The 14,207-nt window shown below is 38.0% G+C and carries 17 protein-coding genes; 14 read left to right on the top strand and 3 right to left on the bottom strand.

Annotation, left to right across the window (positions count from 1 at the left end; all coding sequences use genetic code 11):
- Positions 1 to 140: 140 nt before the first annotated feature.
- From D1B32_RS02295 to D1B32_RS02340, 10 genes are all read left to right on the top strand, one after another.
- The gene (locus tag D1B32_RS02295) at positions 141 to 1,088 is read left to right on the top strand and encodes a C40 family peptidase (RefSeq protein WP_118888513.1); all 948 of its coding nucleotides are present in this window, start codon (positions 141 to 143) and stop codon (positions 1,086 to 1,088) included.
- A 1-nt stretch (position 1,089) separates the two neighbouring features.
- Positions 1,090 to 2,106 (top strand): ABC transporter ATP-binding protein, encoded by a 1,017-nt coding sequence (locus D1B32_RS02300; protein WP_095307855.1) that lies wholly within the window; start codon positions 1,090 to 1,092, stop codon positions 2,104 to 2,106.
- A 180-nt stretch (positions 2,107 to 2,286) separates the two neighbouring features.
- Positions 2,287 to 3,486, top strand: a complete 1,200-nt coding sequence (gene spoIID, locus D1B32_RS02305; protein ID WP_240033702.1) for a stage II sporulation protein D — start codon at positions 2,287 to 2,289, stop codon at positions 3,484 to 3,486.
- Between the two features lie 929 nt (positions 3,487 to 4,415).
- Positions 4,416 to 5,321, top strand: coding sequence for a stage II sporulation protein SpoIIQ (locus tag D1B32_RS02310; RefSeq protein ID WP_095307856.1), 906 nt, complete (start codon positions 4,416 to 4,418; stop codon positions 5,319 to 5,321).
- A gap of 215 nt (positions 5,322 to 5,536) precedes the next feature.
- On the top strand, positions 5,537 to 6,553 hold the full coding sequence (locus tag D1B32_RS02315; protein WP_095307857.1) for an AimR family lysis-lysogeny pheromone receptor: 1,017 nt from the start codon (positions 5,537 to 5,539) through the stop codon (positions 6,551 to 6,553).
- 492 nt (positions 6,554 to 7,045) lie between these two features.
- Complete coding sequence (spoIIID, locus tag D1B32_RS02320; RefSeq protein WP_095307858.1) at positions 7,046 to 7,327, top strand: sporulation transcriptional regulator SpoIIID; 282 nt, start codon at positions 7,046 to 7,048, stop codon at positions 7,325 to 7,327.
- A gap of 325 nt (positions 7,328 to 7,652) precedes the next feature.
- Positions 7,653 to 8,654, top strand: coding sequence for a cell shape-determining protein Mbl (gene mreB, locus D1B32_RS02325; protein WP_095307859.1), 1,002 nt, complete (start codon positions 7,653 to 7,655; stop codon positions 8,652 to 8,654).
- Positions 8,655 to 8,817: 163 nt separating this feature from the next.
- Positions 8,818 to 9,627 carry a flagellar hook-basal body protein gene (locus D1B32_RS02330; RefSeq protein WP_118888514.1) on the top strand — a complete coding sequence of 270 codons (810 nt, stop codon included), beginning with the start codon at positions 8,818 to 8,820 and terminating at the stop codon, positions 9,625 to 9,627.
- A gap of 19 nt (positions 9,628 to 9,646) precedes the next feature.
- Positions 9,647 to 10,480 (top strand): flagellar hook-basal body protein, encoded by an 834-nt coding sequence (locus tag D1B32_RS02335; RefSeq protein ID WP_095307861.1) that lies wholly within the window; start codon positions 9,647 to 9,649, stop codon positions 10,478 to 10,480.
- Positions 10,481 to 10,720: 240 nt separating this feature from the next.
- Complete coding sequence (locus tag D1B32_RS02340) at positions 10,721 to 11,074, top strand: DNA-directed RNA polymerase subunit beta (protein ID WP_118888515.1); 354 nt, start codon at positions 10,721 to 10,723, stop codon at positions 11,072 to 11,074.
- 69 nt (positions 11,075 to 11,143) lie between these two features.
- On the opposite strand, the gene D1B32_RS02345 is transcribed toward D1B32_RS02340, so the two are convergent.
- Complete coding sequence (locus tag D1B32_RS02345; RefSeq protein WP_118888516.1) at positions 11,144 to 11,290, bottom strand: lmo0937 family membrane protein; 147 nt, start codon at positions 11,288 to 11,290, stop codon at positions 11,144 to 11,146.
- 137 nt (positions 11,291 to 11,427) lie between these two features.
- Between D1B32_RS02345 and fabZ the strand changes: the two genes are divergently transcribed.
- On the top strand, positions 11,428 to 11,850 hold the full coding sequence (gene fabZ / locus D1B32_RS02350) for a 3-hydroxyacyl-ACP dehydratase FabZ (RefSeq protein ID WP_095307863.1): 423 nt from the start codon (positions 11,428 to 11,430) through the stop codon (positions 11,848 to 11,850).
- A gap of 173 nt (positions 11,851 to 12,023) precedes the next feature.
- Entirely contained in the window at positions 12,024 to 12,266 is a 243-nt protein-coding gene (locus D1B32_RS02360; RefSeq protein WP_095307864.1) for a hypothetical protein, read from the top strand.
- A 257-nt stretch (positions 12,267 to 12,523) separates the two neighbouring features.
- Here the strand turns inward: D1B32_RS02360 and D1B32_RS02365 are convergent, their stop codons facing one another.
- Both D1B32_RS02365 and D1B32_RS24415 read right to left on the bottom strand, forming a co-directional pair.
- Complete coding sequence (locus tag D1B32_RS02365; protein WP_095307865.1) at positions 12,524 to 12,706, bottom strand: YjfB family protein; 183 nt, start codon at positions 12,704 to 12,706, stop codon at positions 12,524 to 12,526.
- A gap of 92 nt (positions 12,707 to 12,798) precedes the next feature.
- Entirely contained in the window at positions 12,799 to 12,930 is a 132-nt protein-coding gene (locus tag D1B32_RS24415) for a hypothetical protein (RefSeq protein ID WP_262366375.1), read from the bottom strand.
- Positions 12,931 to 13,133: 203 nt separating this feature from the next.
- Here D1B32_RS24415 and D1B32_RS02370 point away from each other — a divergent pair, with 203 nt between their 5' ends.
- Together D1B32_RS02370 and D1B32_RS02375 are read left to right on the top strand one after the other, a co-directional pair.
- Positions 13,134 to 13,610, top strand: a complete 477-nt coding sequence (locus D1B32_RS02370; RefSeq protein WP_095307866.1) for a competence protein ComK — start codon at positions 13,134 to 13,136, stop codon at positions 13,608 to 13,610.
- A 223-nt stretch (positions 13,611 to 13,833) separates the two neighbouring features.
- Complete coding sequence (locus D1B32_RS02375; protein ID WP_095307867.1) at positions 13,834 to 14,136, top strand: hypothetical protein; 303 nt, start codon at positions 13,834 to 13,836, stop codon at positions 14,134 to 14,136.
- Positions 14,137 to 14,207: the final 71 nt, after the last annotated feature.

Consider the following 14,207-nt stretch of genomic DNA (forward strand, 5'->3'; position numbering starts at 1 on the left):
AGCTATTATAAATGGAAGAAACGTGACCTCGTCTCGTGACAGAGAGAACGAAGCATGAGAAAAGGGCCGAGCAACCACGCAGGGAATACCCACCCACAATTGTTCGCTTGTGCCATTCTCAAAAAGAAAGGAGTTTACTTATGGTTAATCAAACGTTTGAACAATTTTCTGATGAAATGTGGGTTATTGCTGTTCAAGTAGCTACTGTCTGGACAGAACCGCAATCTGCGAGAGCTGTCGATGAGACAGGTATATCAAACCCTACAGATATCGACGAATGGATCAATCAACTGTCCTATGAGGATAGCCTTGCGCTTTGTAATGAAGACCGTGTGCAAACGCAGGCTTTATACGGAGAGCCTGTACAAATTACAGCAGTTAAAGAAGAGTGGGCTCATGTGGTTATCCCCTCACAGCCGTCACATAAAGATGAACGTGGCTACCCAGGCTGGATACCATTTAGGCAATTGAAAAAAGTATCAAAAAATGAGTGGCTTACTGAGCATATGGCAGCTGTAAAACAAGATAAAGCTTGGCTTGAATCAGACGCTGGAACAAAAGTAATGAAGCTTAGCTATATGACAATGCTGCCTGTTAAATCAATGGATAATGTACGAACAAAAGTGATAACGCCACACGGGATTTTAGTTTTGCCAACAGGAGCACTACATATTTTTCCATCAGACAATGGAATCGCTAAAGGAAATGGTGATGATATTGTTAAAGCGGTCGAACCGTTCCAAACACTTGATTATTTCTGGGGAGGGATGAGTTCCTTCGGCTATGATTGCTCAGGTCTGGCATATACCGCTTATAAGGCGAATGGCTATCAAATAGCGCGTGATGCCGGAGATCAGGCAAATGCGGGTGTACCAGTTAAATATAATCAATTACAGGCTGGTGACTTACTGTTTTTTGCTTATGAAGAAGGAAAGGGAAGACTGCATCATGTCGGTATCTATTATGGACATGGTAAAATGCTGCACTCTCCACAAACAGGCAAAGGAATTGAAATCATTACCCTGGCTGGAACAAAATATGAAAAAGAACTATGTGCGGCAAGACGTTACTGGAAGGAGAGCAATTAACATGAAAGAAAAAATATTGGAAGTCAAAAACCTTAAAAAATATTTTGACATGGGTAAAGGTACAATGCTGCAGGCTGTAAATGATGTGAGCTTTCATGTAAATAAAGGAGAAACCTTTGGCTTAGTTGGGGAATCTGGCTGCGGAAAATCGACAATTGGCCGTACAATCCTTGGGCTATATAATAAAACAGCTGGAGACGTTATTTTTGATAATGAGAATGTCCATGCATTATCTGAAAAAGAGCGATTTCAATTTTACCGGAGAATGCAGATGATTTTTCAGGATCCTTATGCATCTTTAAATCCAAGGTCGACGGTAAGGGAAGTGATCTCAGAGCCAATGGAGGTTCATGGACTATACAAAAACAAAAAAGCGCAATTGGAGCGAGTGTACCAGCTATTAGAAGAGGTTGGTTTGAATCGGGATCATGCCAACCGCTATCCACATGAATTTAGTGGGGGACAACGTCAACGAATCGGAATTGCACGTGCCTTGGCACTGAACCCGGATTTTATTATTGCAGATGAACCGATTTCCGCTTTAGATGTATCTGTTCAAGCACAAGTAGTCAATTTGTTAAAGGAGCTTCAGCTGGAAAAGGGGCTTACCTTTTTATTTATTGCTCATGACCTGTCGATGGTAAAGCAGTTTTCAGACCGCATTGGAGTTATGTATTTAGGAAATATGGTAGAGCTGACAGAAAGCAATCAGCTCTATGAAAAACCGCTCCATCCATATACACAAGCATTGCTGTCAGCTATTCCAATTCCAGACCCTGATATTGAAGAGAAACGGGAACGCATCATTTTAGAAGGCGAGCTACCGAGCCCGACCAATCCACCAAGTGGGTGTGTCTTCAGAACGCGCTGTCCAGCGGCAATGGAAGTATGCTCACAAGTGAAACCAGTATGGCAGGAGATAGAACAGGAGCACTTCGTAGCCTGTCATTTGTATGATGAGACAATCGATCATAAAAAATCCATTAAAGTTAAACCCGAAACGTTACCTGTTCATTAATCCATTCATAGCTTTCTCCAGCATTATAAAATTAAAGGTCTATTTTAGCTTTGCAGTGTATAGATTTATTAGTAGAGGCTGCTCAGAAAAAGGGGAATTACTTTATTTTCCTTTTAGAACAAGCACTAGTAGAGCAACTAGAATAGAACTCTACTTTAATAATTGCAAAGGGGGAGAGCTGTGAACAAAAGAAAACACACATATTATTCCAATTCTGTAACAAAATCCTTGAAAAAAAAGAAATCGTCCTTGGAAAAGCAAATAATGAAAAAACAGCAACGGAAATTGGAGTATACGAAAACACAACCAGCACCACTCAAAAAAATTATTCCTTTAAAAAATCGAAAAACACGGTATTTCGATAATCGGAACCAATCGACATGGAAGATCCCTACTGCGATTGTATTATCCGGGCTATTGTTATTCATACTTGTTATCCCTGCGGTTATCGTAGCGATGTTTGGTGACGGAAAGCAGGAATCTATTGCGACACAGGAGAAAGAAACAGAAGCAACGGTGGAATTAGATCAATCACCAATTTCTGTAGCAGTAATGCGACAGGCGAAAGATACAGTGGAGGATCTGCCACTGGAAGATTATGTAGCTGGAGTTGTTGCTTCAGAGATGCCAGCTACATTTGAATTAGAGGCATTAAAAGCACAGGCTCTCGCTGCCCGAACATTTACAGTTAATCATCTATTACATGGTAATGCAGAAGGTAACTATGACGTAACCGATACGGTGAATCATCAAGTTTTTAAAAATGAGCAAGAGCTGAAGCAATTATGGGGTAAAAAATACGCTGATAATATGAACAAAATAAAACGAGCGGTTCAGGAAACAGAGGGCCAGATTTTAACTTATAATGATGCACCAATCAATGCAGCCTTTTTTTCTACGAGCAATGGGTATACAGAAAACTCTGAGGAATATTGGGAAAATGAGGTTTCCTACTTAAGAAGCGTTGAGAGTCCGTGGGACCTTGATTCACCAGAATACCTTGGTCGAGAAACATATACAATTGCACAAGTGGAAGAAGCACTTGCAATTGACCTTCCAGAGGGGGCTCCTTTATATATCGAAATGGAACGAACGGAAAGTGGGCGGGTCAGTAACATTGTAATTGAAGATAATAAGTTTACAGGCAGGGAAGTTAGAGAAGGACTTGACCTTAAATCGAGTGACTTTACGGTAACGCAAAACAACGGTCATCTTATTTTTACAACAGAAGGCTTTGGTCATGGTGTTGGAATGAGCCAATACGGTGCAGATGGAATGGCTAAAGAAGGCAAGACCTATGAAGAAATCGTCCAACATTATTATCAGGATGTTGATATTAGTACAATAAATGAAACAGCACCAACCCTCGTCTCGAAATAGACGAGGGTTTTTATTGTGAGGTAAATGAAATGTTTGATTCTGTATCTAAAATTCTATGAGCGTTCACCTTGATCAGTTGAACATATACTGGGGTTCAGATATCCATACCCATGATGAGTTACCGAATGAGCATGCATTTACACTTTTGGGTAACTCATCCTTCTTATGAGTTACCGAATGAGCATGCATTTACATTATTGGGTCACTCATCCTTCTTATGAGTTACCGAATGAGCATGCATTTACACTTTTGGGTCACTCATCCCTCCTATGAGTTACCGAATGAGCATGCATTTACACTTTTGGGTAACTCATCCTTCTTATGAGTTACCGAATGAGCATGCATTTACACTTTTGGGTCGCTCATCCTTCTTATGAGTTACCGAATGAGCATGCATTTACACTTTTGGGTCGCTCATCCTTCTTATGAGTTACCGAATGAGCATGCATTTACACTTTTGGGTCGCTCATCCTTCTTATGAGTTACCGAATGAGCATGCATTTACACTTTTGGGTCGCTCATCCTTCTTATGAGTTACCGAATGAGCATGCATTTACACTTTTGGGTCGCTCATCCTTCTTATGAGTTACCGAATGAGCATGCATTTACACTTTTGGGTAACTCATCCTTCTTATGAGTTACCGAATGAGCATGCATTTACATTATTGGGTAACTCATCCTTCTTATGAGTTACCGAATGAGCATGCATTTACACTTTTGGGTAACTCATCCCTCTTATGAGTTACCGAATGATCATACTCCCTCTTTCACCGGTCTCGCATAACCTCTGTACCGAACTCACATTTACCCGAGTAATTTCTTACCTTTCCTCAATTCTAAAAAAAAATCCATAAAATCTATAAATTTTTTTGGGAGTGATGTATATATTCTTACTTTTCTGCTCACAATGGTTGCTGAGGTGATAAATTATGAGTGAAGAATTTAAAGGCGGTCCAAAAAATAAATGGAGTCGCATTTATCGCAAGAAGTGGTTTTTCCCAGCTTTATACTTGACGATTGCAGCTGTTTTATTGTCGGTGGTTGTGTGGTATCAAAATTTAGATAATCAAATCACAGATACGACAGAAACCGAGAACCTAGGTGAGGAATACAGCCCAATCCCAAATGAGGAGGGTGCAGAGCCGGTAATTGAGCAGCAGGAACTGATTCAAATGCCATTAGAAAACTCAGATCAAGCAGAAATCGTAACTAAATTTTTTGATTACAGCGCAGAACAAGAAGATCGAGAGAATGCTCTGGTGCTCTACAATAACAGGTTCTATCAAAGTACGGGAGTTGATATCACATCAGCTGATGCAGAAACATTTGATGTTGTAGCAGCTTTATCTGGTACTGTTGAGGAAGTAAAAGAGGATCCACTCTTAGGGAACGTTGTTATTCTATTACATGGCGAGGATGTAAAAACGTATTATGCCAGTTTAGAAGAGGTTAGTGTTTCTGCTGGTGCAGAAGTAAAACAAGGTGAAAAACTTGGTACTGCTGGTAAAAATATTTTTGGTAAAGATAACGGAACGCACGTCCACTTTGAAATCAGAAAAGATGGAAAAGAAGTGAATCCAGAAAGCTTTTTCAATCAGCCTGTAAGCAGCCTTGAAAGTATTACAGAGGAAGCTAAAGAAGACGCTGCAGTAAATGAAGAAGATGCTACAGTAGAAGAAGATTCTACTGTGAATGAAGAAGAGCAAGCAGATGAATCGGATCAAGTAACAGATACGGATGGGGAAGTAGAAGAGAATCCTGAAGATACTCCAAGTGATGAAGCTGATGACTCTGAAGAAGGAACAGATGAACAATTAGAAACTGAAAATGAATAAGACGAAAATACTCCGGAAAAACGTTTCTGGAGTATTTTTTTCTTTAAAGATGAAAAATCGATTATTTAAAAGCTGTATATTTATGCGTAAATTGTCGAACGATATTATATTTTCAATACAATAAATTGTGATAAAATATTATTGTTTTTAGAAATAATTTTTTTGGGCAAAAAACTAATAAACGTTTTCCTGTTTTAGGAAAAGGAGGAATAAGGTTGGTTATTGCAAAGTTTATGACTCCGTATTCGGAGCTTACAATAACAGAAATGATGAATATATTAAACTTGGAAAAGGATGCAGCGTCAGCAAAAGAATCGATGAAAAATATTTGTTTGCATTCAAAATCACAGAATATCCAAAAAAAAGGCATGGAATATTTGTATATATACGGATTTATACAAGAGCTTGAATTATTAATCCAAAAAAACCTAGAGTCGGACAACCCGTCAAATCGACTATGGGGTGGGATTTATCGTATTATGGTTGATCAGCGTTGCTTTAAGATTAGTCCGATAGAAACGCTGGATCAATTGGCGTACTTTAGGGGTCGCTATTCTACCAAAGAGCCGGAGTTATTATTTTTAATTGAATTGATTCAAGAAAAAGCATACCAGCATCTCAATCAATTTGATAAAATCGGGAATTTAATGGTTACACATCAACAATACTTTTCAGAAATTGAGGAAAGGCTGCTAGTAGTCTTTTTTAAAATAAGATTATACAAAATCAATGTAGTGTACCATATTATGCGAAATGAATTAATCATGGCTAGGAAATACGCCTATCGTGCATTAAATATGCTTGATAGTCCACAACTTCACGCACATGTACATACGTATTTAGGATTATCCTATACGCATGACGCGTATGAAAGTGGAATATATCATTTGGATCAAGCACTAAAAATTTCCGAGGATAATAATTTATATTATATGATTAATATACTCGAAAATTATAATATTCCGTTTCTATCTGCACATTACAAGATGGTAGAGAACATTCGTACAGCAGATAAAGGAGAACAAGCCCATATCGAATTAGCAAAAGGCAACAATGAAAAAGCAATCGATATTTTAAGTGAAATACCAAGCAAAACACCGTTTCAGCTTTATTATTTAGGAAAAGCAAAGCGGGATAAAGGATTATTGATGAAATCCTACAATCATTTTATCGGAAAACGTAGTGATTATTTTTTCAGTAAGCTACCGTTAGATGCGATGAAAAAATTATAGTGCAGTATACTAGTGGCATGATACTTTGTTCTTTTGAGCGAGGTATCTTTTTTGTTCATAGTCATAGCAGTTGCAGTTATCACTTCGCTTCTAAGTAATTGCAGTTTATAGGGAATAACCTCAAATTTATTCGAGTGGATACCATTCTATATGCCTCATAAGAGCATAACAGCAAAATTTTTTCGAAAATACATCTTGTCCCTTTCATTTATCCTAATAATTTTAATCATAAAGCATGAACTCCGCTAATAAGATGTTACAAACCATGCAAACGAACTGTCTGAGGTGAGAGCTTGTGTGATTTAGAAATCTTCCTTTTACTACACGCTCCTCATGGAATATTATCTGATAACCGTTGTTTATTCATAAAATTGTTGGTACATACTCCATATTCTACTTAGTGTTATCTTTTCATTAATATCGATATCTCGTTGTAACGCCATGTCTCAGTACCTACACCTCGGAAGTAATCAACTTAGGGAGGCGAACGGTGTGCATGATTACATCAAAGAGAGAACGATCAGGATAGGAAGGCATGTCGTGGAGACAAGAAAAACAGTCCGAACGATTGCAAAGGAATTTGGTGTTTCCAAAAGCACAGTTCATAAAGATTTAACAGAACGATTGCCGGAGATAAATCCAGAGCTGGCAAATCAAGTAAAGGAAATTCTAGAATATCATAAAGCAATTCGACATTTACGGGGGGGAGAAGCGACAAGACAAAAGTATAAAATTGATGGGAAAAAAGTGCCAGAGGAAAAACCAGCCGGTTGAATGAGCGTAGGAAATTTGATGCACTTTTGTAAAACACGACATCAATAAATTTGTTTTAACTAGTATACGCCCGGATAATCCATCCGGGATCTTCTATTATTTGCTCTCTATTTACACCTCCTATCCCTTCTCTAAACAGTGGAAAAATCAACCATGACATGCACTTACAGCTTTTTCTGCATCCTTCTACAAACTTGCCTATTTTTATACACAAAAAAATTTCACAAAGAGCAGTTAATTGTTGAAATTTGTGGTAAAATATTATACTAGTAGCATTGTGTCAAAATGACCATGCAAGATAGTAACGCTAGGAGGATCTAGATTCATGTTTTCTAGAGATATTGGAATCGACCTTGGAACTGCCAATGTTTTGATTCATGTAAAAGGAAAAGGAATTGTATTAAATGAACCATCTGTTGTAGCAATGGACCGAAATACTGGAAAAGTATTAGAAGTTGGTGAAGAAGCACGACGTATGGTTGGACGTACACCAGGAAATATTGAAGCCACTCGTCCATTGAAAGATGGAGTTATTGCTGACTTTGATGTAACAGAAGCTATGTTAAAGCATTTTATAAATAAAATTAATGTGAAAGGATTGCTTTCGAAGCCAAGAATGCTTATTTGCTGCCCAACGAACATTACAAAAGTGGAGCAAAAGGCGATTAAGGAAGCGGCTGAGAAGTCTGGCGGGAAAAAAGTCTATTTGGAAGAAGAGCCGAAAGTAGCAGCGATTGGCGCTGGAATGGAAATCTTTCAACCGAGCGGTAATATGGTTGTAGACATTGGTGGTGGAACGACAGATGTAGCTGTTCTTTCCATGGGTGGAATTGTAACATCGGAATCCATCAAAATGGCCGGTGATAAGTTTGATATTGATATTCTTCAGTACATTAAAAAGAAATATAAGCTTTTAATTGGTGAACGTACGGCAGAGGATATTAAGATTAATGTTGCTACCGTCTTTAAAGGGTCACGTGATGAAGAAATGGAAATCAGGGGCCGTGATATGGTGACTGGATTACCACGTACGATTACAGTAGGTTCAGCAGAAATCCAGGAGGCACTAAGTGAGTCTGTATCCCTTATTGTACAAGCAGCGAAAACGGTGCTTGAACGTACTCCTCCTGAATTATCTGCAGATATTATTGATCGTGGAGTTATTCTAACCGGTGGTGGAGCATTATTACATGGTATCGATCAGCTCTTAGCGGAAGAATTGAAGGTCCCTGTATTTATTGCTGAAGACCCGATGGATTGTGTTGCCAAAGGAACGGGAATCATGCTTGAGAATATCGATAAAATAGAACGCAGCAAAATTGGTTAATTTGATATAAAGAGAAGGATTATTATCTCTTAGTACATATCTTACACGTGCGAGTTCAAAATGGAACTAGAAATTTGGTATGTCATTTTTACCGGACTTTTTGAACACCCTCTTGTAATTTACTCATATGGAAAAGCAGTGCCCTGTGGAGGAGGAATGAAACATGTTACGAGGCTTTTATACAGCAGCAAGTGGAATGATATCACAGCAAAGGCAACAGGAAGCTTTAGCGAATAATATTGCAAATGCGAATACACCAGGTTATAAAGCAGATCAGACAACCTTACGTGCCTTTCCTGAGTTATTGCTAAAGGAAATGGGATCGCAGGAACGTCTTTCTACGACACAGGGAGGATTGCAATTTCCTATTCAGAAACCGATTGGTTCAATTAACACTGGTGTTTATGTACAAGAAACAATCCCCAATTTTGTCCAAGGTGATATTAGAGAGACTGGTATAGCTACCGACATCGCGCTTGTAGATGGAACGATGCCCGATGATACGGGTTCCTTGTTTTTTACGGTGCAAAACGAGGCTGGAGAAGTTCGCTATACGCGCAATGGAAATTTTACCGTTGATGGCGAGGGTTTACTTGTAACGAATCAAGGATACTACGTACTTGACAATGCTGGTAATCCAATTGAAACGAATGGAATGGAATTTGAGGTTTCATCAGAAGGCGTCTTACAAACACCTGAGCAAGCAGTACAGCTTGGTATTTCATACACCGCAGATGTCAACGGAATGGCGAAGGAAGGAAATGATCTTTTCACTGGTGATGCAGAACAGATTCCAGAAGGAGCAACTTTTTCAATTCATCAAGGTTTTCTTGAGCAATCAAATGTAGATACACTGCAAACCATGACAGATATGATGAATGCTTACCGGATGTTCGAAACGAATCAGCGTGTACTAAGAGCTTATGATGAAAGTATGGGAAAAGCAGTTTCCGAAATCGGTCGAATTGGGTAGGGGTTAAGGAGGTATTAACATGTCTCAAATAATGAATCAAGCAGCTGTAACGATGAACCAGCTGCAGCAAAAACTAGATATTATCGGTAATAATATGGCAAATAGTCAAACAACAGGTTACAAAAGTCGCCAAGCTGAATTTTCTTCACTGCTTTTTAATCAAATCAATAATTTATCTGCAGCAGCCAATGCTGAAGGTCGTCTAACTCCAGATGGTATACGGATTGGTTCTGGAGCTAAAATTGGTACAGTGAGTAACAATTTAGCGCTGGGTTCCATTTTAGAAACAGGAAGAGCTCTTGATGCTGCATTAAAACGAGAAAACTACTTGTTTGAAATCCAAATGGATCAGAATGGTCAGAATGAGACTTATTATACCCGAGATGGTTCTTTCTTTCTCAGCCCGGTAAACAACAATCAGGCAGTCATGTTAACGACCGGTGACGGTCATCCAGTAATTGGTCAAGATGGTCCTATTGTTCTTGCAGAAGGATTTGATTCCATTGCAATTCGGGAGAACGGTCAAATTGTAGTAACAAGAGGCGGGCAAAATGCCGTTGAAGCACAGTTAGCAGTTGTAGAAGCGGTTCGACCAAGTGTACTCGAAGCAGTAGGCGAGAACATGTTTCGTCTTCCTGATCTTGATAATCTCGGATTTGAGATGGATGAAATAATCGTGGAAACAGGTGCAAATGAAGATATGATACAAGGTGGCGCACTCGAGCAGTCAAATGTGGATTTATCGAAGCAAATTACCGATTTGATGACGACACAGCGTTCCTACCAATTTAATGCTAGAACTATTTCAATGGGTGACCAGATGATGGGACTCGTTAATCAGCTAAGATCCTAAAATAAGATTAACCCTTTTACCACGCATTAAAGGGCTGTAATACCCAAATGAGAAAAATAAGATTTGAATGTGGGGAACAGCTCATAAATTTCTGATTCTGTTCAACTAACAATCAGTGGAGAAAGAAAGGAACCTCCCACTGATTGAAGTTTCACTTTATTAGGTGATCATACCTGATTATGTTACACTTTAAATAAGAAAAAGCGTTTAGATATGTAGGGGAATAAGGAGCAACAAACTATGTCAACAAATCAATCTGAAAAAACGTCTAGAAGAGCTCTGAAAGAAGAAAACCATGCAACCAAGAAGACGAAAGCACCGAAAGAGTCTCCTAAGGCTAGTTCAGCTTCAGATAAACAGTCTAGAAAACAGCAAAAGCTAAAACAAAAGGCAGAAAGATTGGAGAATAGAAGACCGCGTCGTCGTATTTTTCCAATTTGGCTACGGATTATCATTGTTTTAATTCTTGCTGCTGCTGCATTAGTTGCTGGATTGATGATTGGCTATGGAATTATTGGTGATGGTGTTCCCACGGATGCACTAAAAAAAGAAACGTGGCAGCATATCATTGATATCGTTACAAAGGCAGAATAATTAACTAGTACCTATATATGTAAGAACAAAGGCTATCGCATAAAGGTTTGCGGTAGCCTTTGTTTCATGTTAGGTGATTTTCCTACCTGTCACAAGTCTAAAAATTAAAAGAATCAACGCTATAACGAGCAGTATATGAACAAGTCCGCCTGCTATTTCAAATGAAAATCCAAGTAACCAAAAGATGATAAGCAAGCCAATAATAGTCCAAAGCACAGCTTATTCTCCTTTCTGAAAGTGATTATTTAAGAATTCTTATATATTCTAAGTACCTTTTATCGCTTTGTTTCAAACATATCAACTGTTATAATGAAATAATATAAAGCCTATAAGTGATGAAGGAGCAAGATAGCATGTTGAACATAGAACAAATTAAAGAAATTATCCCGCATCGATATCCGTTTTTATTGGTTGATAAAGTAACTGAAATGGAAGAAGGGAAACGCGTTGTTGGTCTTAAAAATGTGAGTATTAATGAGCCATTTTTTCAAGGTCATTTCCCGGATTACCCGGTCATGCCAGGGGTTTTAATTGTCGAGGCGCTAGCACAGGTTGGTGCAATTGCAGTATTAAACATTGAAGGAAACAAAGGCAAGATTGGCTTCCTTGCAGGAGTTGATAAATGCCGATTTAAACGCCAAGTAAAACCAGGTGATCAGTTAAAACTGGACGTAGAAATTCTACGAATGAAAGGCCCAGTTGGTAAAGGAAAAGGCATCGCCACCGTGGATGGCGAGCTGGCTTGTGAAGCAGAAATTACCTTTGCAATTAAATAAAGAGAGCACCCTTTTCATTTGTTTGAAAAAAAATATAACAGTAAAACCATAACTGATTCGTCTGCACCATGAAAATGGGATTTTTATCAATAATTTCATCATTAATTCGTATGTCTTCTTTAAAAATGGTTAAGCTAATGGCGATAGTGAACATCTCAAAGGAGGAATTAATGATGAAAAGCAAATTGCTTATCAGATTAGGTGCACCTGTTTTAGCATTATCCTTAGTCACAGCATGTGGCATGGGGAATGACGATCAGGATCCTGTTAATGAAGAAGCTCCACTAAATGAAGAGGGAGATATGAATGAAATGGATCCTGCACAAGAAGAAAACACTGATCAACAGGATGGCATGATGGAAGATGGTAATCAGAATGAAGCACCGAATGACAATTTACGTGATGAGGATAGATAAAGAAAGAATCTTGAGCTAGGTTCTGAGAAAAGCCAATTTTGCTTACCCCTTTTATGAATTTTGTGATAATTGGGTAGCTGAATTACAAAACAACCTCGTTACTTAAGCAATTAAAAAGCAGAACTAACCACAAAGGAGTTCTGCTTTTTTAGTTTATTTCAATTGAAGCTGATGACCAGTTTAGGCTTATTGAGCAAATTGTTCGATTCTATTTCTGAGAAACAGCGTGTAATAAATTTAAATCCTGGTCGTTCACTTTAAAGCTTTACATCAATCTGGTTTCCTAATGTTGGATGTGGAGGAGTGGAATCCTGTAACATTTCCATAAGCTGTAAACCTTGCTGTTCAGCAACATTCTTAATGTTATCCATAATTGCTAAGCTTGCATCTGTACGAACTTGATGATTATTCATTGCCATAGACATAGCTGCGATATCCATTTAAAATCCCTCGCTTTAACGTATAAAATAAAGTGTTCGCTACAGCGAGTATATCATACATGTTCTACAGTTGTTCAGCATTGGCGAATTTTTTATTTTTCTTTATTATCTTCTTTCTTTTCATTCCCTTGCGCTTCTTTCATATCATTCGATTGCAATTGCGAGCCTTTTTCTGTTTCACGATCATCAAGTTGTATTTTTTGTTTCTTTTTGTTGTTGGTCATTTATTTGCCTCCTTCTTTCACTTTATACTTAACAATACCCTTTCAATTAAGATTAAAAACAAAAACAGAGGACGCAAGTAATTTTAATTATGGTGAAAGCGTTTCGTTTTTAGTGAAATCTTTTGATATTTCTAGTAAAATAGCCTTAGTCCATACTATATAGTTATATTATGGTAAATAAGTTAAAAATAGGCGGTGGAAGGATGGAAAGGCTATATATTATATCTTCTGACACAAAAGCAATTATGCGTACTGCATCTTCATATTACCGATCGAAAGTATTAGAAGGCAACGAAGATAAGTTTTCCATTAAAAGTCCAGAGCAGATCATTGACAATAGTTGTCTTCTTTATGGTGCCGATTTAAAAGGGAGAAAACAAGCAGTAAGGAAAATCCTGTCCACAACCTCCAAATTACCAGTCCCCATTTCTCCAACACGAGGCGTATTTATGTTTCCAACATCATCGACTAAAAATAAAGATTGTGTCTGGATAGCTTTCCATCAGGTTAAATTTTATGAACAACGGGCTGATAGGACCTATATTGGATTTTTTGATGATACAGGAATTTATGTAAATGCCTCAGAAAATTCAATTGATGCACAGTATAAACGAACGAGTCAAGTTATCGTACATTACAATAGGCGAATTTTGTTTGGTTTTGGAAGTGACATGTATTAACGAGAAATGTACCATGGCTGCTTATAGAATGAGTAAAGCTAGAAGCGATAAAAAGTGAAACGTTTGCTGTGTTAAAACGTATATAAAAATGAAGTTATTTATAATCGGCACACGATTAGATTCTGATGCACAGCGATGATGTGTCAATTTTATAAAAACGGGAAATATAGTAAGAGCTTTTTATATTATAAACTGATTGTATGATAAGGAGGTGGTAATCCATATGTCGATATCACGTATTTTTAAATGGATTACTGGAATATTTGAAGCACTATTAGGAATTCCTATACTTGGAGGATTGTACATTCTTTCAAATGCATGGACACCACTATTTGTCATGCTGATTCTCCATATTATTACATTAATCCTTGCGAAAAAGGATAATGGATCTGGATTTGGTAGCGTATTTGGAATTATCACATCAATCTTCGGCTGGATTCCGATTGTTGGAATGATTATGCATATCATTACAGCTTTAGTCCTTATTCTTTCGGCATCAAGACCGGAGGGTAGACAATACGTTTAATTTCAGAAAAGAATCTTCAGGGCTTTTGAGTATGAGCGATAGTTTGGGGATATAGAGTTAATAGCGAGCTT

Source organism: Oceanobacillus profundus (assembly GCF_003515705.1).
Lineage (GTDB): Bacteria > Bacillota > Bacilli > Bacillales > Amphibacillaceae > Oceanobacillus > Oceanobacillus profundus.

Excerpts from the sequence above, each read along its gene's own strand:
- D1B32_RS02295 (WP_118888513.1), top strand. The coding sequence starts at position 141 with ATGGTTAATCAAACGTTTGAACAATTTTCTGATGAAATGTGGGTTATT.
- D1B32_RS02300 (WP_095307855.1), top strand. The coding sequence starts at position 1,090 with ATGAAAGAAAAAATATTGGAAGTCAAAAACCTTAAAAAATATTTTGAC.
- D1B32_RS02310 (WP_095307856.1), top strand. The coding sequence starts at position 4,416 with ATGAGTGAAGAATTTAAAGGCGGTCCAAAAAATAAATGGAGTCGCATT.
- mreB (WP_095307859.1), top strand. The coding sequence starts at position 7,653 with ATGTTTTCTAGAGATATTGGAATCGACCTTGGAACTGCCAATGTTTTG.
- D1B32_RS02330 (WP_118888514.1), top strand. The coding sequence starts at position 8,818 with ATGTTACGAGGCTTTTATACAGCAGCAAGTGGAATGATATCACAGCAA.
- D1B32_RS02335 (WP_095307861.1), top strand. The coding sequence starts at position 9,647 with ATGTCTCAAATAATGAATCAAGCAGCTGTAACGATGAACCAGCTGCAG.
- D1B32_RS02340 (WP_118888515.1), top strand. The coding sequence starts at position 10,721 with ATGTCAACAAATCAATCTGAAAAAACGTCTAGAAGAGCTCTGAAAGAA.
- fabZ (WP_095307863.1), top strand. The coding sequence starts at position 11,428 with ATGTTGAACATAGAACAAATTAAAGAAATTATCCCGCATCGATATCCG.
- D1B32_RS02360 (WP_095307864.1), top strand. The coding sequence starts at position 12,024 with ATGAAAAGCAAATTGCTTATCAGATTAGGTGCACCTGTTTTAGCATTA.
- D1B32_RS02365 (WP_095307865.1), bottom strand. The coding sequence starts at position 12,706 with ATGGATATCGCAGCTATGTCTATGGCAATGAATAATCATCAAGTTCGT.
- D1B32_RS24415 (WP_262366375.1), bottom strand. The coding sequence starts at position 12,930 with ATGACCAACAACAAAAAGAAACAAAAAATACAACTTGATGATCGTGAA.
- D1B32_RS02370 (WP_095307866.1), top strand. The coding sequence starts at position 13,134 with ATGGAAAGGCTATATATTATATCTTCTGACACAAAAGCAATTATGCGT.
- D1B32_RS02375 (WP_095307867.1), top strand. The coding sequence starts at position 13,834 with ATGTCGATATCACGTATTTTTAAATGGATTACTGGAATATTTGAAGCA.